Below are 20,628 nucleotides of genomic sequence, written 5' to 3'. Positions count from 1 at the left end.
CGGTCTAGTCTTTGGCGGGTGTTTTACGCTTACGCGGCGCTTTCGCTGGCTGAATGCCGGTCACCTGGCTTTCGATCAGGCCATCTTCCACCCGCGTAGTCAGTACGTCGCCCGCCTTCACCTGTTTGGTTTTCTTCAGCACTTTGCCGTCGGTGGCGGTGGTAACGCTGTAGCCGCGCGCCAGCGTAGCCAGCGGGCTGACGGCTTCGAGTTGCGCAATCGCGGTGCCGAAGCGCTGCCTGGTGCCGCCTAACCGTGCAGTAATGGCCTGGGAAAGCCGGTATTCGAGCTGCTGAACGCGGGTTTGCGCACGATGGATCCGCCCCTGCGGTTGTTGCTGATACAGGCGTTGCGTCACGCGCTGCTGCTGTTGCGTTCCCTGACGCAGCCGGTTTTCAACGGCATTGTTCAGCCGCTGGCGCAGGCGTTCCAGTGTGGTTTGTTGACGCGCCAGCCGCAGCTGTGGATGTTGCTGTTGCAGGCGATGGTGCAGCCGGGTAAACCGCTGCTGAATACTGGCGAAGAAATAATCCATTGCCATTTCCAGGCGCTGCTGCTGGCCCTGAATTTGCCGCAGCAGTTCCTGCTGATTACGACTTACCACTTCCGCCGCTGCCGACGGCGTCGGGGCGCGTAAGTCGGCGATAAAATCGGCGATGGTCACATCGGTTTCATGGCCTACCGCGCTGACGATGGGGATACGGCTGGCGAAAATCGCCCGCGCCACGCGTTCATCGTTAAAGCTCCACAAATCCTCCAGCGAACCGCCGCCGCGCCCGACGATCAGTACGTCACACTCCGCACGCTGGTTGGCCAGTTCAATGGCGCGCACGATTTGCGCCGGGGCGTCGTCGCCCTGAACCGCCGTGGGATAAATCACTACCGGCAGCGACGGATCGCGCCGTTGCAGCACATGCAAAATATCGTGCAGCGCCGCGCCGGTTTTCGAGGTGATGACGCCAATCTGGTGCGCCGGGGAGGGCAGGGGCTGTTTATGCTGAGCGTCAAACAGGCCTTCCTGCGACAATTTTTGCTTGAGCTGCTCAAACTGCTGTTGCAGCAGGCCCACACCCGCAGGCTGCATGCTTTCAACGATGATTTGATAATCGCCGCGCGGCTCGTAGAGCGTGATATTCGCCCGCACCAACACCTGTTGCCCGTGCTGAGGACGGAAGGTGACGCGGCGGTTGCTGTTGCGAAACATTGCGCAACGCACCTGGGCACCGTCATCTTTCAGCGTGAAGTACCAGTGGCCGGACGCGGGTTGGGTGAAGTTAGAAATTTCACCGCTGATCCACACCTGGCCCATTTGCTGTTCCAGCAGCATCCGGACGGTCTGGTTTAATCGGCTGACAGTATAAATTGCGGGGGATTGGCTTAGCGACATGTGAGCTGGATCAAATTCTAAATCAGCAGGTTATTCAATCGATAGTAACGCGGACAGAGACGATAGCAAGTTTTTTTATCAAAAAATGGTAGATGCAAACGGTTACGCTCTGTATAATGCCGCGGCAATATTTTATCTGTTCTCATTCACCCAGGTTGAGATATTGCCCATGCTACGTATCGCTAAAGAAGCACTGACGTTTGACGACGTTCTCCTCGTTCCCGCTCACTCCACCGTTCTGCCGAATACTGCTGACCTGAGCACGCAGTTAACCAAAACCATCCGCCTGAATATTCCTATGCTCTCTGCGGCAATGGATACCGTGACTGAGGCTCGCCTGGCCATCGCGCTGGCGCAGGAAGGCGGTCTTGGCTTTATCCACAAAAATATGTCGATTGAACGCCAGGCCGAAGAAGTGAAGCGCGTTAAAAAACACGAAAGCGGCGTCGTTACCGATCCGCAAACCGTGCTGCCGACCACCACTCTGCGTGAAGTGAAAGAATTAACCGAACGTAATGGCTTCGCCGGTTATCCGGTGGTCACCGCCGACAATGAGCTGGTAGGCATCGTTACCGGTCGCGACGTGCGTTTCGTTACCGATTTGAGCCAGCCGGTCAGCGTGTATATGACGCCGAAAGAGCGACTGGTCACCGTGCGCGAAGGCGAGTCACGCGACGTCGTGCTGGCGAAAATGCACGAAAAACGCGTTGAAAAAGCGCTGGTGGTAGACGGCAGTTTCCATCTGCGCGGCATGATCACCGTAAAAGATTTCCAGAAAGCAGAGCGTAAACCGAACGCCTGTAAAGATGAGCAGGGCCGTCTGCGCGTCGGAGCGGCAGTAGGCGCGGGCGCGGGCAACGAAGAGCGCATCGACGCGCTGGTTGCCGCGGGCGTTGACGTTCTGCTGATCGACTCCTCGCACGGTCATTCCGAAGGCGTGCTGCAGCGCATCCGCGAAACCCGCGCGAAATACCCGGATCTGCAAATCATCGGCGGTAACGTGGCGACAGCGGCAGGCGCACGCGCGCTGGCGGAAGCGGGCGTGAGCGCGGTGAAAGTCGGTATCGGCCCTGGTTCTATCTGTACCACCCGTATCGTCACCGGCGTGGGCGTACCACAAATCACCGCCGTGGCGGACGCGGTTGAAGCGCTGGAAGGCACCGGTATTCCGGTTATCGCCGATGGCGGCATCCGTTTCTCCGGCGATATCGCCAAAGCCATCGCCGCTGGCGCAAGCGCGGTAATGGTTGGCTCCATGCTGGCGGGCACCGAAGAGTCCCCGGGCGAGATCGAACTCTACCAGGGCCGCTCTTATAAATCCTACCGTGGGATGGGCTCCCTGGGCGCGATGTCCAAAGGATCTTCCGACCGTTACTTCCAGAGCGACAACGCCGCCGACAAACTGGTGCCGGAAGGTATCGAAGGCCGCGTGGCGTATAAAGGCCGCCTGAAAGAGATTATCCACCAGCAAATGGGCGGCCTGCGTTCCTGTATGGGCCTGACCGGCTGTGGTACTATCGACGCGCTGCGTACCAAAGCAGAGTTTGTACGCATCAGCGGTGCGGGTATCCAGGAAAGTCACGTCCACGATGTGACCATCACCAAAGAGTCCCCGAACTACCGTATGGGCTCCTGATTTTCTTCGCCCGACCTCGCGTCGGGCGATTTATTTCATCTGTTTCACTTGCCTCGGACTAAGCGTCAATGACAGACAATATTCATCAACATCGCATTCTCATCCTCGATTTCGGTTCTCAATATACTCAACTGGTGGCGCGTCGCGTACGTGAGCTGGGCGTGTATTGCGAGCTGTGGGCATGGGATGTTACTGAAGCACAGATTCGCGAATTTAATCCTAACGGCATTATTCTTTCCGGCGGCCCGGAAAGCACCACCGAAAACAACAGCCCGCGCGCGCCGCAGTACGTGTTCGAAGCGGGCGTTCCGGTTCTGGGCGTTTGCTACGGTATGCAGACCATGGCGATGCAGCTTGGCGGCCATGTTCAGGGTTCTGATGAGCGTGAATTCGGCTATGCGCAGGTTGAAGTTAAAACCGACAGCGCCCTGATTCGCGGCATTGAAGATGCCCTGAGCGCAGACGGCAAACCGCTGCTGGACGTGTGGATGAGCCACGGCGATAAAGTTACTGCTATCCCCGACGATTTCGTGACGGTCGCCAGCACCGAAACCTGCCCGTTCGCCATTATGGCTAACGAAGAAAAACGCTTTTACGGCGTACAGTTCCACCCGGAAGTGACCCACACCCGCCAGGGCCTGCGTATGTTAGAGCGCTTTGTGCGCGACATCTGCCAGTGTGAAGCGCTGTGGACGCCGGCGAAAATCATCGACGATGCGGTAGAACGCATTCGCCAGCAGGTGGGCAACGATAAAGTGATCCTTGGCCTGTCCGGCGGTGTGGACTCTTCCGTGACCGCGATGCTGCTGCACCGCGCCATCGGCGATCGCCTGACCTGCGTGTTCGTCGACAACGGCCTGCTGCGCCTGAATGAAGCTGAGCAGGTAATGGACATGTTTGGCGATCACTTCGGCCTGAACATCGTTCACGTTCCGGCGGAAGCGCGTTTCCTGGATGCGCTGGCAGGGGAAAACGATCCGGAAGCCAAACGTAAGATCATTGGACGTGTGTTCGTTGAAGTGTTCGACGAAGAAGCGCTGAAGCTGGAAGACGTGAAGTGGCTGGCGCAGGGCACCATCTATCCTGATGTGATCGAATCCGCCGCCTCCGCGACCGGTAAAGCACACGTCATCAAATCGCACCACAACGTGGGCGGTCTGCCGAAAGAGATGAAGATGGGCCTCGTTGAGCCGCTGAAAGAGCTGTTCAAAGACGAAGTGCGTAAAATCGGTCTCGAACTGGGCCTGCCGTTCGACATGCTGTACCGTCACCCGTTCCCGGGGCCGGGCCTTGGCGTGCGCGTGCTGGGCGAGGTGAAGAAAGAGTATTGCGACCTGCTGCGCCGTGCCGATGCGATCTTTATCGAAGAGCTGCGTAAAGCAGAGCTGTACGACAAAGTCAGCCAGGCGTTTACCGTGTTCCTGCCGGTGCGCTCCGTAGGCGTCATGGGCGACGGCCGTAAATACGACTGGGTCGTTTCCCTGCGTGCGGTGGAAACCATCGACTTTATGACCGCGCACTGGGCGCATCTGCCTTACGATTTCCTGGGCCGCGTGTCTAACCGTATCATCAATGAAGTCAACGGTATTTCCCGCGTGGTCTATGACATCAGCGGCAAACCGCCAGCGACCATTGAGTGGGAATGATCCCGCGTCCGGCATAGACTGGCACCAAAGAGCATTAAGAAACCCCTAAGCCCGCGTAATTGCGGGCTTTTTCGTTCTTGGCGTGGCACTATCTGGCAAATTTTTGCATCGCCAAGCACCCCGTTTCTATGGCATGGTAGATGGTACGATTTGAACCTGATGCCATGTTCGGCACTCGATACCATGCCGCCTCTGGTGGGGTGTTCATGGTATTGAATTTATGTAACCAATTGTCATTAAAGAAGTTTTTTGAGGATATGTGGGGCTTTTTGAGCATGGTATTTTTGAGAGGAAACCCAACCCGACCATGCTGACTGATACCAAGCTGCGCAACCTCAAGCCAAAGGACAAGCTCTATAAAGTGAATGACCGTGACGGCCTCTACGTGGCCATCACGCCTGCGGGTTCGATTTCATTCCGCTACAACTACTCGATCCACGGCAGGCAGGAGACCATCACCTTCGGCCGTTACGGTGTCGGAGGGATCACGCTAGCGGAAGCCCGCGAACGGCTGGGCGAAGCCAAGAAGATGATCGCCGCAGGGAAATCTCCAGCCAAGGAGAAGGCGCGGGACAAAGCCCGCGTCAAGGATGCAGAGACATTCGGCGCGTGGGCCGAGAAATGGTTGCGCGGCTATCAGATGGCGCCCAATACCCGAGACATGCGCCGCTCGGTCTACGAACGCGAGTTAAAGCCGAAATTTGCCAACCAAAAACTGGTAGAGATTACCCATGAGGACTTGCGAGCGCTGACAGACGCCATCGTAGAACGAGGCGCACCGGCAACAGCGGTGCATTCGCGAGAGATCGTCTTGCAGGTCTACCGCTGGGCCATCGAGCGCGGCCAGAAGGTCGAGAACCCGGCCGATCTGGTGCGCCCCTCGACCATCGCCAAGTTCGAGCCGCGAGATCGAGCACTGACGCCCGATGAAATCGGCTTGATGTACCAGTACATGGAGCGCATTGGCACCACGCCTTCCATTCGGGCGGCCGCCAAGCTGCTGTTGCTGACGATGGTACGCAAAAGCGAACTGACTAACGCAACGTGGAGCGAGATCAATTTCACCGAAGCGCTTTGGACAATCCCCAAGGAGCGGATGAAGCGCCGCAACCCCCATTTGGTGTTCCTGTCTAGGCAGGCGCTCGACATTTTCATAGCTCTGAAAACCTTCGCGGGCGGCTCGGAGTACGTGCTGCCATCGCGCTATGACTCGGACTTGCCGATGAGCAGCGCCACGCTCAATCAGGTGCTCACGCTGACCTATCGTCTGGCCCAGAAGGAAGGGCAGTCGCTTGGCAAGTTCGGACCGCATGACCTGCGGCGCACAGCCAGCACGCTTCTACATGAGGCGGGCTATAACACTGACTGGATCGAGAAGTGCCTTGCGCACGAACAGAAGGGCGTTCGTGCCATCTACAACAAGGCCGAGTACCGCGATCAGCGCCGGGCGATGCTCCAAGATTGGGCCGACATGATCGACGAGTGGACAATCAGGAAGACCCGCCCCAAGAACTGATTCGGAGCCTTGAGACCTGTATTTTGTCGCGAAATGCCCACTTCGGTGGGCTTTTTTTTGTCCGCAAAACGTATGAATTCCCGGACGCGATAAATTGGCTTTAAGTGCCTATTGCAAACCTAATTAAAACAGCGGTTTGCGTTATCAAGATTGTCCGTCAAATGTTGGGTTTTTGGACTATAAGTAATTGATTTAATTTAAAAAATATGAATTTGGATGCTGGAATTTTCCGGAATTGTGTAGCAATAATTAAACCTCGGATGATGACAAAACGAGGTATTCGGTGTGGAAAAAGAATTAAGGAGAGCAAGTAAAGTTCTCATTAGCAAAAAGCAACTGCTGGAGATGATTCCGCTGTGCGAGCGCACGATCTACAACTTTGAAAAGCAGGGGAAATTTCCTCAGCGCATTGCGCTCAGTAGCCGCAAGGTCGTGTGGGATTTGGCGGAGGTCGAGGCATGGATTGATGCGTGCAAACATTCCAGCCCGGCCCCTCGTCCCGGAATGGGGGCCTGAATTGTGGCGGCCAACTTGCAGGCGACATTTACGAGTAGACCGCTTGTACTGGGCTTAATACAGCTCCGGTTGGGCCGTGCATGAGTAGCCGAAACAGCGGTCTTAAGCCCATAGGCGCGGTAATAGGCGACTCTGGCGGGCTACTGGAACGCCTTGAAAATATCAGGAAGCGGAACAGTGACCGAACTCCGGCTGCTGAACGCGGTAGACCGTCTAACGTCTCGACCGTGCATGAACAGATGGAAAGGGCAAAAGAGCGGGACAAAGCGTTGTCACTTGTCCGCAAGCCTCCACAAGGCGACGCTCAGCCAGATTTTTTTGCGCCCAGCCTCTATGACGTGGGCGGCCGCGACAATCGCAGCGTCATGGATGTGGCCGTGTTCCGTTTATCCAAGAAGGACAAGCGAGCCGGAGAACTGATCCGCTACGACCTGCCGGATGGATACGTGGAAGTGTCCGCACCACCCTTCGCAGCTTTTCCGACCTGTTTGGCGGCTTGCTTCAAGCCGCTGCCTGATTCTTGGCTAGCAGGCGAAGCGGCCGCCGACACTGGATTCGCCGATCCTGACGCGGCACCACCCCCGACGCGAGAACCTGCGGCCTTTGCGGTCGCACCGCTGCTCCCTCCTGTGGTTGCGCCAATTCCAGCACTGCCGACGCCCGTCGCACCACCGATGCCTCCTGCGGTACTGCCGCCTGCCATGCTGGCGTTCAATGCGGAGGCCAGTCCACCACCCGCGGCACTGGCAGCGCCTCCGCCAGTTCCCGCGGCTCCTAGTGCTCCAGCAGCCGGGGCTGCTGCCCCTGCTGTTGCAACAGTAGCGATTGCGGCCGCCGCACCGGCTGCACCGGCTGCGGCCATGCCCCCAATTGCAGAGCCGCCACCCATCGACGTGCCGCTAATCATGCCACCGATCAGTTCAGGGATGGTTTTGGTCAGGTAGGCGCACACCAAAGACAGGCCGACCAAGGTCATCAACGACGCTTCGTCGTTGGTGTAGGCTGCCGACCATTCTGCGGAAACCTGCATGATCAGCCCCACAATCAGAGTCAGGACAAACAGCTTGGCACCTACTGCAACGGCATAGCGAATGGGAGCCAGTGCATATTCGCGTGTCCATTGAGAGCCACCGAAACCCATGAACAGGACGGCGGCATTGATAATGACGTAGGCCTCTACGAGCGTCACGAACACCAGAGCCGCTATGAACGTAAAGCACATTAGAACGATCAATGCAGACACGGCCACTACAACCGATGTGATTGGGCTAAACATCGACACACCGGCCGTCAGCACCTGCCGTGAAAAGTCCACAGCAGTTGAGAACATATCCCCCGGCATCAGCTCCGCACTACCCAACCCTGCCGCGTGCGCCCCGGCCTGCCGGAAGCTGTTGACGATGGCCCCGCCCCACTCGGTCGCGTGCTCGAGCATCGCATAGAAGAACCCTATCACGAGGATGAATTTCACCAGCTCATGGAGGATGTCTCCCAGTTCAGCTCCGCGTATGACCAAAGGAGCAAAAGTCCAAACTAACTGGATGACGGCAAGGCATCCCAAGAGCCACAAGGCGTAGTCATGCAGGCGCGGTGCCCATTGGTTTGAAGCGTTCTGAATCAGCCGCAGAAGGCTGTTCATAGACGTGTTGCTCTGCGCCAAATCGACCCCGGCAGCCATCGCACTAGTTGCAGATAGCAAGAGCGCCGCGCCGACAAGTGCGAAAACGGTTGAACGTCGCATAGTCAGAACCCCTCAGACGGGCCGCGAGTGTTTGGGCGGCTGCGGAATTGGTCATCCTGATGGCCATTGCCGACCGCTGCGCATTCCGGCGCGGCGGTGTTCGTGACGACTACGGCCGTCATTGCCGACCCACCAAGGGCCGAGACGAGGCAGAGGGCGGCAATCAGCGCCTTAGAAATCATCATGGTTAGAACCCCTCAGACGGGCCGCGTGTATTTTCACGGCTGCGGAATTGCTGTTCGGAGGCATCGCTAACGGACTGTCGTTCGTTTTGCTGCGCCATGTAGTTGCCTTGCAGGGTGATTTGTGTGGCCACCAGATCGCGCAGCTTCTGGAGCTGCTGCACATTCTGCGCCGCAATCTCGTTCCCTGCTTGAATGGCCTGCTGCCGACCAACGGCCGACTGCGAACGGTTTACCAACTGATCCAGCATTGCGTTTTCATCGCCGAAAGTGCTGGTATTTACGCCTGCGGCCTGCAAGGCCGTGCGGGCGTTATCGAAGCCGGATTTCGACCAATCCCGATAGCGCTGCGGAATGTTGTTCTGTCCTTGGCCAATCGAGTTCAGATAGCTGTCATAGCCCTTGAACTGTTGGCGGAACTGTTCATCTAGATTGCTAATGTTACGGCCGAGCGATTGCGCCGAGCTATAGACGCTCACTACACGCTGAAGGTCGCCAGTGATGGTGTTGAACATGCGGCTGGGCAGTGACATGCCCTGCTTAATCATGTTGTCGTACTGCTGGATCTGCGTCTGCAACTGCTGCGCGGTGTTTAGTTGCGTGTTGACCGCTTCGGCGTACTCGTACATCTGCTGATAGAACGTCGAGCAGTTCGAGCAGTAGATGGCATAGGCCGGAGCCGGTGCCATGTAGAGACTTACACCAAGGCCTGCGCTTGCCATTGCCAGAGCGAGCGCCGCGCCTCGACCGAATTTTCGGGCGGCATAAGTCGACGTTTTTTGCGATTCCATTTCCATACCGAATACCTCATTTTGTCATCGTCCGAGGTTTGATTATTGACCGATATGGAGCGGTTTTAAATATGCGGATAATCTTGTATCCGCATAAAATTCAATGATTTATGTCCGTAAACTGTCCGCCAATCTTCACAGATTGTTTCTCAACAGTATGATTTTGATCGCGTTTTTCTTGACGAGCGGACGGGGCTTGGCTGTCCGTTTTGATACGTTTTGCGGACAAAAAAAAGCCCACCGAAGTGAGCTTTTGATAAGGCGGTGCACGGCGTCAGTGGGCCGTGTAATAGGGATTCTGTACGCGATAGAGGTCACGCTCCGGTTCAGGGATGTGTAGCGTTTCAAGGTGCCAATCTTCGAGTAAAGAAGCCAGCTCGGCCGCTATGCGCTGGGCTTCCATAACGCTCTTGCTAGGCCGCCCACTGGCTCGACCGAGGCAGGCTTGCAGTTCGTTGAGTTGATTGGCCAATGCGCTGATGCGGTGAGCTGTCTTCATGATCAATTCCCCTTGCTGATCCTTTCCACTATTTTGTCGAATTCTTCCCGGACTTGATCGTCCGTCAGCTCAAGATTAACCAATCCTGACTTTATTGCAATTCTTCCGATTCTTTCTGCTGCCTCATTGTCGAGTTTTGCCAATCTGGCTTTCGCCATTTCAAGCTCCGAAAGGGCATCAGAACGGCGCTCTGCGAGGGTTTTTCGTGCCATGATTACTCCGTTGTTTCTTGATGATCGAGTTTCGAAAAAAGCGCGTAAACGGAGGCTATGTTCTCACCCGAGTCGAGCAATTTACAAGACTTAGATTTGGCTGGTCTAGTTGATGGTCTCTCAAAGCCCCCTCATTTGGGTGTCAGTCCGTCCTTGATGCTCATGAACTCATTCGGAAACGCGTTTTTATGCGAATGTACGCGATTCTATGCGATTAGAAGAATTGATTAATGCGATGCTACGCGAATGTATGCGAATTAGCGCGAATGTACGCGATTACGCCATATTTTACTGGCGATTCTGCTCCAGTCGCATAGAATCGCAGAGAGGTAGCGGGCAGGATGTGTGTTGTACGGGTACGGGCAAGCCCGTCCCCATCCACCACCTCCCCTTACTCGCCTGCGGCTCGACTGCATCTTGCTCTGCGAGGCACACAGACGCTGCCGCGTTCAAGTGCGTAATTGTCCACAATAGGAGTTGATCATCATGAGCGAAGTGATGGCACCAAAAGATACGGCGGCGCGGCGGCGTGGTAAGCCCATAGAAGTCTGGGTAACGGATGAGGAAAAAGCTGCCATTACAGAGCTAGCTGACCAAACTGGCTTGTCTCGTTCCGCTTACTTGCGCGCCGTTGGTCTGAACAGACCGGTCGGAGCACGAGCCGATCTTGAGGCAGTGCGCGAGTTGGTGAAGCTGAATGGCGATCTTGGCCGGGTAGCTGGCCTATTGAAACTCTGGCTCGAGGAAAAGCGCGGTCAAGGTGCAAAACCCATAGACGTCGAGCGGATGATGATCGATTTCCGCGAATTGCAGGTAGGGATTCGAGAGCAGATGAGTGCTATCGTCTTTACTCGGAAATGACAAACGGCCCATGCGGGCCGTTTCGGTTTTTCGCTTTTGATACTTATTCGAGGATGGCCGGGTTGTGCGGCCCCTTGTGGTGGTGCTTTGTGGGGGCGACAAGAGCAGCCAGGAGCGAGATATTGCCATAGCCAAGACCATTGCAGTGCAGTGGACGGAGTGACCACGATGGAAGTCAAATTCAGCTGCTATGACACAGCGGACTATCTGAAGACCGAGGCTGATATTACGGCCTATCTGGATGCTGTGATGGAGGACGGCGCCCCATCACTGAACGCGGCGGCGCTTGGAGACTTTACCCGCGCCCGCAACCTTAGCCAGCTTGCCCGCGAGGTGGGAATGAGTCGCCAAGGACTGGACAAGGCTCTTTCAGGCGATGGCGACCCTAGCTTCGCAACCGTGGTGAAAGTCACCCAAGCGATTGGTCTGCGGTTCACGTTCAAGCCGACTCACGGCGGGCCCGCACCGGCCGGGCACTGATAGCCTGCGGGCTGCGTTTTGGATTGCGCAATCCAAAGCGAGGCGCTGAAATTGTCTTGGATTACCGCATGGTTTATTGTGATCGGGGAAAGGAGGACGGCACCAAATGAAAGACAGATCGCACGACACGGTGATGGCTGAGTGCTTCCGCGCTGATCCGCACTATGCAGCAGAGCTGCTGGCCGAGGTCCGCCGCGAGGGCAATCCGGCCGAGCTAGCCATTCTGTTGCGGCAGATGACCACGGCTTCGGTAGATGTTGCGGGACTGGATGACACCGAAACGGACCGGGCGACTAGCGCAGATTTTGAGGAAGCTATGAGGGCCCTACGTCAAGCATGTGGCTGATGATGTTTTGAGGTAATGCGCAAATGAAGGAGGGGGGCCAGTGGCCGCCTTTTTACTTCTCATTGGGGACCAGTCTCGGCCCTACTGGTGGTGTATCGTTGCAACCGTCATGTTCGGAAAACGGTGGTTTTCTGAACGGATGAAAACATCGCAATTTTTCATCGTGAGAACCGCTTGAAAGTGTTAACATATCCGTCAAGTTTTCAATGTCCTGGTTGCGTCCATGAATCAACGTATAGGGTACGTTCGCGTATCAACCGACGACCAGCACCTGGACCTACAGCGCGACGCGCTTCAGCAGGCCGGATGCGGCGTTATCTACGAAGAAGCGGCTAGCGGCAAGAACACGGCTCGACCAGAGTTTGAACAGTGTCGCAAGGCGCTTCGGGCAGGGGACACCCTGGTGGTTTGGCGGCTGGATCGTCTCGGGCGCAGCCTGCCCGACCTAGTGCGGATAGTGGCTGAACTTGAGAAGTGCGGCGTTGGACTCGAGAGCTTGACGGAGAAGATTGAGACAGGCAGTGCAGCGGGCAAGCTGGTTTTTCATGTTTTCGCAGCGCTAGCCGAGTTCGAGCGCGGCTTGATCCGAGAGCGGACGCAAGCTGGTCTGATCGCAGCTCGTGCTCGTGCTCGTGGCCGGGCCGGTGGTCGTAAGCCTAAGCTGGATGATCAACAGGTGCGGGAGATCAAGGCTCTTTTGCGCGATCCGGACATGCGGGTTGCCGAGGTGGCTCGACGTTATGATGTTTCTCGCACCACCCTTTACAAGTACGTCGGTATTGTTACGCCGCGCCAATGAGGATTGGAAATAATGACTGAAAGATTGAATATCACGCGTGGTGTAAACAAGAAGCCGGTTGCTACCGACGCCTTGGAGCAAAGTCTCGATATATTGCGGGACTTACAGGGTGACGTCTTTACAGGCTATCCGTTGATCGCTACGCCAGATGGAAAATATTCGATTGATGCTACTTTGGTGAGCCCATCGAAGGGCATTGTTTTATTCGATTTGATCGAAGGGCCAGACGTTGGTGAGTATGCAGAACGTCAAGACGATTTGGCAAACAAGATTGAAGCGCGATTGAAGTTGCACCGTGAGCTGGTCAAGGGGCGTCAGTTGCTGGTGCCACTGTCAGTGATTTCATTTGCTCCAGGAATAAATAATATAGAGGCTGTAGCCGTAGAGAACTATCCCCTCGTGAATGAGCACGGCCTTGCTGCTGCTCTTAACGAACTGAATTGGGTCAATGGGAATAATGATCTATACAGGATGACGCTCTCGGCTATCGAGAGCCTCAGCAGCATTAGGAAAAGTCGCTCTAAGCGTGAGGTTCATCGCTTAGATTCGCGAGGAGCTAAGCTCAAGCGTCTAGAAGATTCCATTGCGACGCTCGATCATCGGCAGAATAAAGCTGTTATTGAGACAGTGGATGGCGTTCAGCGTATTCGAGGATTGGCTGGATCTGGAAAAACCATTGTGCTGGCGCTCAAGGCTGCCTATTTGCATACGCAGTACCCAGATTGGCGCATTGCTGTAACTTTCCATACCCGCTCTCTGAAAGGGCAGTTTCGCCGTTTAATTAATAACTTCTGCATAGAACAGAGTGGTGAAGAGCCAGACTGGACGAAGATTCGTATTATCAATGCCTGGGGGGCTCCAGGTGGGGATGCTAGGGATGGTATTTACTATGAATATTGCCGAGCAACGGGAACAGAGTTTTTAGATTTCAGTAACGCATCTGGCAGATTTGGAGGAAATGAGCGAGCTTTTGATGGAGCTTGCCAGGCTGCACTGGCAAATGCTTCTGATGCTGCGCATCTTTACGACGTGATTCTTGCGGATGAAGCGCAAGATTTTGCCCCCAGTTTTTTGAAGCTTTGTTATTCAATGCTGAAGCCGCCAAAGCGATTAGTTTACGCCTACGATGAGCTTCAGAACCTCTCTGGAACTTCTCTTCCTCCGCCAGAAGAAATTTTTGGCAATGATGCGGCTGGACGGCCTCTAGTTACGTTTGGTGATGACCGTAGGCGAGATGTGATTCTGCAGAAATGCTACCGAAACTCTCGTCCTGTGTTGGTGTCGGCCCACGGTCTTGGCTTCGGCATTTACAGAGAAGCTCCGCAAGGAGCTCCGACCGGATTGGTCCAGATGTTCGACTATCCGGCGCTATGGGAAGAGATCGGATACAAAGTTAAGAGTGGGCAATTGGCGAAGGGTCAGCATATCGTTCTTGAACGTACAACGGAAACTAGCCCGAGATTTTTGGAAGAGCATTCAGATATTAACGATCTCGTCCAATTCATCAAGTTTGATGATGAGGCGCAACAGAACGCATGGTTAGTTCAGCAGATCCAGAGCAATTTGACAGTGGACGAACTTCGCCACGACGACATCATTGTTATTCACTCAGATCCTCGAACTGCTCGTAGCAGTACTGGCCCAATCCGTAGGAAGCTCTTCGAAGCGGGAGTTCAGACCCATTTGGCCGGTGTAGATACGGATGCGGACGTATTCTTCCGAACAGATACTCCGTCAGTAACTTTCACTGGAATTTACCGTGCTAAAGGGAATGAGGCTGGCATGGTTTATGTCATCAATGCTCAGGATTGCAATGGTTCCGGTCCAGGTCTTTCTAGTTTGCGAAATCGCCTTTTCACGGCGATCACTCGGAGTAAGGCATGGGTACGTGTGATAGGTTATGGGCCGCGTATGCAGGAGCTGATTGAGGAGTTTAATGCTTTGAAACAGAGTGGCTTTGTCTTGGATTTTACATATCCAGATGAGGCCCTGTTGAGCAAGTTGCGCATTGTTCATCGTGATTTGTCACCACAAGAGCGGCAACGTCTTGAGAAAAGAAAGAGTCAACTTGCTGATCTGCTGGGTGATTTGGAGAGTGGTGAGCTGCATCCGGAAGACCTTGATGACATAACTCGCGAGAAGCTAAAAAAACTCCTCGGGGGGGCATGAATTATGGTGCTGACCCCGAATGCTATCAAAAAAGATATTGATGGATTAATTTCTGATTTGATAGAAAAAGGCGTTTGTGATGATTCAAATTTTTCTGCGATTCGACCGCATGGCCGTATGGTTGATGTTACCTTCAGCGGTTCAGAGCATGTCTCCATTGCATTGGGCGATATCGAATACGCCGAGATTTATCGCGAGCTAGCAGATAAGCGTTCATTCAACATGAAGCTGGTCGATGGCGCATTGCTTCAGATAATGTACCGAGTGGAAGGTGCTGTTCTGCTACAGCACAGGCTTGCCTTTTACCCTTCCCCAAGTCTGTTGCCATTTCAAGATGATCCGGATGCGTACATGCGCGACGAACTGTTCATTGAGATTGTTCAACGCAGAATTGTTCCATTTCCGTTACGTTTTGATTTTGATGCGCGAGAAGGTGTTCATGTCGATGCTGTTCATCCCAAAAGCCATCTTACGCTGGGCGATGTAAAAGGTTGCCGTATTCCCGTATCAGCGCCAGTGACACCACGTTGGTTTGTTGAATTTATTTTGCGCAATTTCTACCAAACGGAGAGGCATGATTTCATTAGCGGCCTGCCAAGGCACCAGATAAAATTTCCAGCGTCTATCACTCCGAATGAGATGGGACTTATGCACATGTTCATTCCATACTAAACAAAGAGGATAGGACATGAGAGGATTGAAACTAGAGAGTTACGCAGAGCCGTTCTTCATCACTCAGGAAATTGAGACGGAGCTGATCGCGACGGGCTATGAGTTTGAGCCGCCGCCCGTTGCCTGCACTGGGCGTCTGCGCGACGTGCTGGAGCGTATGAGCGATGCTGAGCTGGCATTGCAGCCGAGGATTGCCGACCAGGAGCGCAAGCATCGACAGAACAAGCCATTTTCAGTCGGCTAATTTTGGCATGGTATTTTTCGTGGCATTGCTCAGATATATTTTTTTAAGTGATTGTAAATAAATAGGGTTTTTTTACCATTTACAATCGAGTGGGAATGATTTACAGCTAGTTTATAACGAATCATTTCTGACCAACGTGCAAAAACCCTCTGTTTACCAGAGGGTTTTTTATGTACGGGTATTCTCGCATAATCATCTCGTTATAAATTTATATCGCGGAGAATTGATCACGTCCTGCTGAAAACGCGCATGGACACCATAAATAAACCGTAAAATTGCCCGGCATGAAAATATATGGAAAGCCCTGGACTCAGGAGGATCTGGAAATATTAAGCGTTATGCTTGTCGATTTTACTATGACGCCTTAAGAAATATCGACGTATCTGGGTAGCGATCCTCGTGCTGTTGCCAACCGCATAAGCTATAACGATAAATAACAAACAGCAAATGAAGAGAAAATCTCAAGGGGTTGTGATGCTAACAACGTGCTTAACAGGCGTGAATCTGGTGTTTCGCCTGATTGCTGTTAACGATGCTGTTCGCTCGCGAACGCGTAACACAAATCAGGCAGGTCAAAACCAGCCGAAAGACAATCACGGGAAACTTAGCGCTGCTGCGGGGTATCGATACTCAGGCTGATTTGCTGAGACTCAATTTTGTTCTGATGGTGGTACCAGGCGCCGATAGCGGAGTAAACGAAGCGGCCAAAGAGGAACAAGAAACTAATTAGCAAAATAATGCGAGTCATTCGATTGTTGAATCGGTGTCGTTTTCGCATACTGGTGGCCTGACTCACGCCATTTTCCTTCAGGTTTACCCGTCAACCGCGGGCGACAGGCTTATTAAGTCATAGCCGGGGGAAGAGGTCAATTAATCATCACGTAAAATTTATGTCAGGATGATTAACTATGGTTATCAATGTAATCATGGTATTTATCATGTGTATTGTAAGTGATTAATTAAAAAAAAATACTTGCCCACTGGCCGGGCTTTTCCTTGTCATTTGACCCACATCAATTGTCGGTTTGTTAACCTAACTAAAATTTGCGTCTCTTCTGCTTGTGCTAAGCGCATCTGGCAGTATTAACGGTTGGTTGGATGCCTGCCTTCTTTTCCCTCTGGATAATGGGAGTATTTTTCGGGCATCTATGCATTTGGTAACCTTCTATCATCGAAATAAAGACAAATGGTGGTGTTTGCCACTGTTTCTCCCTCTGCTTTTACTCCCCCTTGCCCGGCTGGCGAATACCTATGCGCAGACAGGTGAGGGCACAGTGGTGCTCTATTTTCTGCCGCTGGCCCTGATGGTTAACCTGATGTTGTTTTTCGGCTGGGCGGCATTACCCGGATTGGTTCTGGCGATTTTGATTAACTATCGCCACCATGTCGGGGCGCTGGATCTGTCAGTCACCACCTTCCACTTTTTACTCTCGACGATCGTCAGCTGGGGTGGATACCGAATTTTTGAGACACGCCGTTTCGCCATCTCCTATGGTCCAGGTAACGTGAATGTTCAGCGTCTGTTCTGGCTGGTATTCTGCAACGCCTCAATATTTATGATGTTCTATCAGTTCGCCAGTTTTTTCGGCCTGTATGATACGACGGCCAACCTTGTAGGCGAAAATCCCTTCAATATTCGGGCACTGGTGAATTATCAGGGCGTATTAGTAGGGTGTCTGACAGGCGCACCACTATGCTACCTGGTTATCCGAACCCTGCGCCATCCGCGCTATTTACGCGCCTGGTTTTCGCAAATGAAGCGCCAGTGCGATGCGCGGGTTAAACGAACGGAAGTGATCGTTTGGTTTAGCGTGACGATGGGGTTAGTGTTGTTACTGCTGTCCACGCCTGAAAAAGAAAATAATTCTGTATTCGCCACCAGCTATACGCTTTCCCTGTTGCTGCCGGTCATGCTGTGGGGAGCAATTCGCTTCGGATATCTGTTTATTACCCTGGCCTGGAGTCTGTTATTGCTGCTGCTGTGCCGGTATTACGAACGTTACTTACCCCTCTCGCCAGGGTATGAACTGCAAATTGTGATCTGCTCGTCCTGCTATTTTGTCTATTCACTGACAATTATGCTGATGGGCAAAGTCGCCACCTGGCAGCGGAATATTCATAACCGTGGCCGCCGTCTGGCCTTTATCGACCCGCTCGTCCATATGCCTAATCTGCGAGCGTTGAATCACGATCTGGGTAACTATCCCTGGTCGATGCTGTGTTTCTTGCGGGTTCCGGAACTGGAATTATTAGGACGTCATTATGGCGTCAGTTTACGTATTCACTATAAACAACAGCTTGCCGCCTGGCTTAGAGAAGTATTACATGAAGATGAGCTCACCTATCAGCTATCGGGGCATGACCTTGTTATTCGATTAAGCACGCATAATCATGAAGAGCGCATCGCGATCCTCCACGAAAAGGTCAATGCGTTTCGCCTGATATGGGACGGAATGCCAATCCAGCCACAGGTGGGTATAAGTTACTGTTTTCTGCGCTCGCCGGTTAACCATTTACATATCCTGCTGGGTGAAATGAGCTCGATGGCCGATTTATCACTCTCAACCCATCACCCGGAAAGCCTGCAGCGACGGGGTGGAAGCCAGCTACAGCGGGCAGTAAAAATCAAAGTCGAGATGATGAACCGCCTTCAGATGGCGCTGGATAACGATCGCTTTGCGCTAATGATCCAACGCGTGGACGGCGTGCGCGGTGATTGCTATTACGAAGTGCTGCTGCGCATGATGGATGAAAACGGCAGCGTATTTCAGCCCGGAGAATTCTTACCAGTAGCGCATGAGTTCGGTTTATCGTCGCGTATTGACCTGTGGGTACTGGAAAAAACGCTACGTTTTATTGACCAACATCGTGCCGCGTTACCCGGTTTTCGCTTTGCCATTAACTTAACACCCTCCTCGGTTTGCCGGGTGCCGTTTGCCGGCGAGGTTAAAACGATGCTGGCGAAATACCAGGTAGAGCCGTGGCAGCTTATTTTTGAAGTCACCGAGAGCCAGTCATTGTCGAATATCGAGCAAGTCAACCTGACGCTGAGCACGTTACGCAATCTCGGCTGCCGTATCGCGATTGATGATTTTGGCACCGGTTACGCCAGCTATGCCCGCTTTAAAAACGTTACCGCTGATATTTTGAAAATCGACGGCAGTTTTGTGCGTAACCTGCTTTCCAGCAGTATGGATTACCAGATTGTCGCGTCGATTTGTAATTTAGCGCGCATGAAAAACATGCAGGTGGTGGCGGAATATGTTGAAAGTGAAGACATTCGCGATGCCCTGCTGACGCTCGGAATCGATTATCAGCAGGGATATTTGATTGGTAAACCGCAGCCCATCGACAGTCTGGTTAACGTGCAATCAGCAGTGAATTAGCCGTTGGCCGCCGCGTCGGTGATCTGCTCTTCTTCAATCAGCAGTTTCCATCCGGTTACGGATTCCCAGTACTGCTGTTCGCGTTCAAGATCCAATAGCACCAGCGCGTTCTGATTAAACCAGCCGTTAGGGAAACGCAGCGTCCAGTGGTTGTCGTCGGTTTCCAGCACCAGAGTTGGCGGGGTGGTCGTTGACTGGCGCTGGTTATTCAGCAAGACGCCTAAGCGGAACAGTTGGATCAGCGGCAAATACTGCTTTTTCTTGAACAAGGCGAAGCGCGGTAGCTCGTCCAGTTTGATTGCTTTACGGTGATAGCGGACCAGGGTTGCCATCAGCATTTGCTGTTCCTGATTAAAGCCCGGCAAGTCGCTGTGCTGCAGAATATAGGCGGAGTGGCGATGTAGCCCGCTATGGTTGATGCTCAGCCCCACTTCATGCAGCAACGCCGCCCATTTCAGCAATGCCGAAAGCTGCGGGTCGGCAAGTTTTGGTTGCTGCGCCTGCCACTGATCGTACATCAGCGTAATGGTATCCAGCACCCGATGCGCCTGATCGCGATCGATATGGTATTGGTTCGCCAGGCTCTGCGCCGTGCGGCTGCGAATATCCTGATGGCGGAAACGGCCCTCCATCTCATACAGCACGCCTTCACGCAGCGCGCCATCGGAAAGACGCAGCTCGCGGATGCCCAGTGCGTCAAACACGCCGCATAAAATCGCCAGCCCCGGCACAAAAACCGCCTTACGCTCTTCCGACAGGCCCGGCAGGCTCAGGGCGTTAAAAGATCGATGTTTTAATACCTCGGCGCACAGTAATTCCAGGCGGTCTGGTGTAATCAGGCCATCTTTTTCTCCCATCTCCAGCAACACTTCATGGGCTGCTTTGATTGTGCCGGAGGCGCCAAGGGCCACATTCCAGCCCTGAATGCGGAACTGCCAGGCGAGGTTTTCCAGTTTCTGTACCGCCGCCAGCCGCGCGCGGCGGAAATTTTCCGGGCTGATAGCGCCGCCGGGAAAGAACATTTGCGCAAAGCTCACGCAGCCCATACGGCGGCTTTCCACCAGCCGTGGTTCGAAATCTTCGCCGATCACCAGCTCCGTCGAGCCGCCGCCGATGTCGATCACCAGCTTGCGGCCCTTTTCCGGCTGGGTATGCTCCACGCCCATAAAAATCAGCCGCGCTTCTTCATTGCCGGAAATGATCTCAATAGGATAGGGGATGACCTCTTTGGCACGCTTGAGGAAATCTGGCGCGTTCTGCGCCTGGCGCAGCGTGTGGGTCCCGACGATACAGACGTTTTCCGCAGAAAAACCCTGCAAACGCTCCGCGAACAGCGACAGGCAGTTCAGGCCGCGTTCCATGGCCTCTTCGCTAAGGATATTGTTTTCATCCAGACCATCCGCCAGGTGGACGCGCTGTTTAAGCCGTCCGATGATCTGCATCGCGCCATCCACCACGCGGGCAATCACCATATGGAAGCTGTTGGAGCCAAGGTCGACCGCAGCGAACTCCTGCGGTCGGGGAGCGTTTTGAGTTATCGGCATA

Annotated in this window: 19 protein-coding genes; 12 read left to right on the top strand and 7 right to left on the bottom strand. The window is 53.8% G+C overall.

Annotated elements, in window-relative coordinates; translation table 11 throughout:
• Positions 1-4: 4 nt before the first annotated feature.
• Positions 5-1,387 carry an exodeoxyribonuclease VII large subunit gene (gene xseA, locus GV764_RS20520; protein ID WP_161661827.1) on the bottom strand — a complete coding sequence of 461 codons (1,383 nt, stop codon included), beginning with the start codon at positions 1,385-1,387 and terminating at the stop codon, positions 5-7.
• A gap of 169 nt (positions 1,388-1,556) precedes the next feature.
• Here xseA and guaB point away from each other — a divergent pair, with 169 nt between their 5' ends.
• From guaB to GV764_RS20500, 4 genes are all read left to right on the top strand, one after another.
• Complete coding sequence (gene guaB, locus GV764_RS20515) at positions 1,557-3,023, top strand: IMP dehydrogenase (protein ID WP_161661825.1); 1,467 nt, start codon at positions 1,557-1,559, stop codon at positions 3,021-3,023.
• A gap of 68 nt (positions 3,024-3,091) precedes the next feature.
• Entirely contained in the window at positions 3,092-4,669 is a 1,578-nt protein-coding gene (guaA, locus tag GV764_RS20510) for a glutamine-hydrolyzing GMP synthase (protein ID WP_161661824.1), read from the top strand.
• A 307-nt stretch (positions 4,670-4,976) separates the two neighbouring features.
• The gene (locus GV764_RS20505; RefSeq protein WP_161661821.1) at positions 4,977-6,185 is read left to right on the top strand and encodes a tyrosine-type recombinase/integrase; all 1,209 of its coding nucleotides are present in this window, start codon (positions 4,977-4,979) and stop codon (positions 6,183-6,185) included.
• A 285-nt stretch (positions 6,186-6,470) separates the two neighbouring features.
• A complete protein-coding gene (locus GV764_RS20500; protein WP_000410046.1) occupies positions 6,471-6,701 on the top strand; it encodes a helix-turn-helix transcriptional regulator in 231 nt (76 codons plus the stop codon).
• A gap of 424 nt (positions 6,702-7,125) precedes the next feature.
• Here the strand turns inward: GV764_RS20500 and trbL are convergent, their stop codons facing one another.
• The 4 genes from trbL to GV764_RS20475 all read right to left on the bottom strand — a co-directional run bounded on the left by trbL (position 7,126) and on the right by GV764_RS20475 (position 10,126).
• Entirely contained in the window at positions 7,126-8,442 is a 1,317-nt protein-coding gene (gene trbL, locus GV764_RS20490) for a P-type conjugative transfer protein TrbL (protein WP_236651918.1), read from the bottom strand.
• Between the two features lie 187 nt (positions 8,443-8,629).
• Complete coding sequence (gene trbJ / locus GV764_RS20485; protein ID WP_045325993.1) at positions 8,630-9,421, bottom strand: P-type conjugative transfer protein TrbJ; 792 nt, start codon at positions 9,419-9,421, stop codon at positions 8,630-8,632.
• A 268-nt stretch (positions 9,422-9,689) separates the two neighbouring features.
• Complete coding sequence (locus GV764_RS20480) at positions 9,690-9,914, bottom strand: hypothetical protein (RefSeq protein ID WP_045325992.1); 225 nt, start codon at positions 9,912-9,914, stop codon at positions 9,690-9,692.
• Positions 9,915-9,916: 2 nt separating this feature from the next.
• Positions 9,917-10,126 carry a TraC family protein gene (locus tag GV764_RS20475; protein WP_000101767.1) on the bottom strand — a complete coding sequence of 70 codons (210 nt, stop codon included), beginning with the start codon at positions 10,124-10,126 and terminating at the stop codon, positions 9,917-9,919.
• Between the two features lie 486 nt (positions 10,127-10,612).
• Between GV764_RS20475 and GV764_RS20470 the strand changes: the two genes are divergently transcribed.
• The 7 genes from GV764_RS20470 to GV764_RS20440 all read left to right on the top strand — a co-directional run bounded on the left by GV764_RS20470 (position 10,613) and on the right by GV764_RS20440 (position 15,697).
• The gene (locus tag GV764_RS20470) at positions 10,613-10,987 is read left to right on the top strand and encodes a plasmid mobilization protein (RefSeq protein ID WP_161661819.1); all 375 of its coding nucleotides are present in this window, start codon (positions 10,613-10,615) and stop codon (positions 10,985-10,987) included.
• 168 nt (positions 10,988-11,155) lie between these two features.
• Positions 11,156-11,467, top strand: a complete 312-nt coding sequence (locus GV764_RS20465; protein ID WP_161661817.1) for an addiction module antidote protein — start codon at positions 11,156-11,158, stop codon at positions 11,465-11,467.
• A gap of 106 nt (positions 11,468-11,573) precedes the next feature.
• Positions 11,574-11,813: a type I toxin-antitoxin system ptaRNA1 family toxin gene (locus tag GV764_RS22260; RefSeq protein ID WP_032195649.1), complete on the top strand. Its 240-nt coding sequence runs from the start codon at positions 11,574-11,576 to the stop codon at positions 11,811-11,813.
• A 223-nt stretch (positions 11,814-12,036) separates the two neighbouring features.
• Positions 12,037-12,612 carry a recombinase family protein gene (locus GV764_RS20455; RefSeq protein ID WP_109554998.1) on the top strand — a complete coding sequence of 192 codons (576 nt, stop codon included), beginning with the start codon at positions 12,037-12,039 and terminating at the stop codon, positions 12,610-12,612.
• A gap of 12 nt (positions 12,613-12,624) precedes the next feature.
• Positions 12,625-14,781, top strand: coding sequence for a DEAD/DEAH box helicase (locus GV764_RS20450; RefSeq protein ID WP_032195647.1), 2,157 nt, complete (start codon positions 12,625-12,627; stop codon positions 14,779-14,781).
• Positions 14,782-14,784: 3 nt separating this feature from the next.
• Positions 14,785-15,453: a DUF2290 domain-containing protein gene (locus GV764_RS20445; protein ID WP_032195646.1), complete on the top strand. Its 669-nt coding sequence runs from the start codon at positions 14,785-14,787 to the stop codon at positions 15,451-15,453.
• Positions 15,454-15,469: 16 nt separating this feature from the next.
• On the top strand, positions 15,470-15,697 hold the full coding sequence (locus tag GV764_RS20440) for a hypothetical protein (protein WP_032195645.1): 228 nt from the start codon (positions 15,470-15,472) through the stop codon (positions 15,695-15,697).
• Between the two features lie 604 nt (positions 15,698-16,301).
• Here GV764_RS20440 and GV764_RS20435 read toward each other — a convergent pair.
• On the bottom strand, positions 16,302-16,493 hold the full coding sequence (locus tag GV764_RS20435; RefSeq protein ID WP_161661815.1) for a YfgG family protein: 192 nt from the start codon (positions 16,491-16,493) through the stop codon (positions 16,302-16,304).
• A 352-nt stretch (positions 16,494-16,845) separates the two neighbouring features.
• Here GV764_RS20435 and GV764_RS20430 point away from each other — a divergent pair, with 352 nt between their 5' ends.
• The gene (locus tag GV764_RS20430; protein ID WP_161661813.1) at positions 16,846-19,083 is read left to right on the top strand and encodes a bifunctional diguanylate cyclase/phosphodiesterase; all 2,238 of its coding nucleotides are present in this window, start codon (positions 16,846-16,848) and stop codon (positions 19,081-19,083) included.
• Here the strand turns inward: GV764_RS20430 and ppx are convergent.
• Entirely contained in the window at positions 19,080-20,627 is a 1,548-nt protein-coding gene (gene ppx, locus GV764_RS20425) for an exopolyphosphatase (RefSeq protein ID WP_161661811.1), read from the bottom strand. The two genes, GV764_RS20430 and ppx, sit on opposite strands and share 4 nt — an antisense overlap.
• Between the last annotated feature and the right edge of the window lies 1 nt (position 20,628).

Source organism: Atlantibacter hermannii, from assembly GCF_009907385.1.
GTDB classification, from domain to species: Bacteria; Pseudomonadota; Gammaproteobacteria; order Enterobacterales; family Enterobacteriaceae; genus Atlantibacter; species Atlantibacter hermannii_A.
Note: the sequence above shows the minus strand (reverse complement) of the source record. Positions and strands in the feature narration are given on the sequence as shown.

Excerpts from the sequence above, each read along its gene's own strand:
- GV764_RS20470 (WP_161661819.1), top strand. The coding sequence starts at position 10,613 with ATGAGCGAAGTGATGGCACCAAAAGATACGGCGGCGCGGCGGCGTGGT.
- GV764_RS20505 (WP_161661821.1), top strand. The coding sequence starts at position 4,977 with ATGCTGACTGATACCAAGCTGCGCAACCTCAAGCCAAAGGACAAGCTC.
- trbJ (WP_045325993.1), bottom strand. The coding sequence starts at position 9,421 with ATGGAAATGGAATCGCAAAAAACGTCGACTTATGCCGCCCGAAAATTC.
- GV764_RS20465 (WP_161661817.1), top strand. The coding sequence starts at position 11,156 with ATGGAAGTCAAATTCAGCTGCTATGACACAGCGGACTATCTGAAGACC.
- GV764_RS20445 (WP_032195646.1), top strand. The coding sequence starts at position 14,785 with ATGGTGCTGACCCCGAATGCTATCAAAAAAGATATTGATGGATTAATT.
- xseA (WP_161661827.1), bottom strand. The coding sequence starts at position 1,387 with ATGTCGCTAAGCCAATCCCCCGCAATTTATACTGTCAGCCGATTAAAC.
- GV764_RS20480 (WP_045325992.1), bottom strand. The coding sequence starts at position 9,914 with ATGAAGACAGCTCACCGCATCAGCGCATTGGCCAATCAACTCAACGAA.
- GV764_RS20455 (WP_109554998.1), top strand. The coding sequence starts at position 12,037 with ATGAATCAACGTATAGGGTACGTTCGCGTATCAACCGACGACCAGCAC.
- GV764_RS20475 (WP_000101767.1), bottom strand. The coding sequence starts at position 10,126 with ATGGCACGAAAAACCCTCGCAGAGCGCCGTTCTGATGCCCTTTCGGAG.
- ppx (WP_161661811.1), bottom strand. The coding sequence starts at position 20,627 with ATGCCGATAACTCAAAACGCTCCCCGACCGCAGGAGTTCGCTGCGGTC.
- GV764_RS20430 (WP_161661813.1), top strand. The coding sequence starts at position 16,846 with ATGCATTTGGTAACCTTCTATCATCGAAATAAAGACAAATGGTGGTGT.
- GV764_RS22260 (WP_032195649.1), top strand. The coding sequence starts at position 11,574 with ATGAAAGACAGATCGCACGACACGGTGATGGCTGAGTGCTTCCGCGCT.
- trbL (WP_236651918.1), bottom strand. The coding sequence starts at position 8,442 with ATGCGACGTTCAACCGTTTTCGCACTTGTCGGCGCGGCGCTCTTGCTA.
- GV764_RS20440 (WP_032195645.1), top strand. The coding sequence starts at position 15,470 with ATGAGAGGATTGAAACTAGAGAGTTACGCAGAGCCGTTCTTCATCACT.
- GV764_RS20450 (WP_032195647.1), top strand. The coding sequence starts at position 12,625 with ATGACTGAAAGATTGAATATCACGCGTGGTGTAAACAAGAAGCCGGTT.
- guaA (WP_161661824.1), top strand. The coding sequence starts at position 3,092 with ATGACAGACAATATTCATCAACATCGCATTCTCATCCTCGATTTCGGT.
- guaB (WP_161661825.1), top strand. The coding sequence starts at position 1,557 with ATGCTACGTATCGCTAAAGAAGCACTGACGTTTGACGACGTTCTCCTC.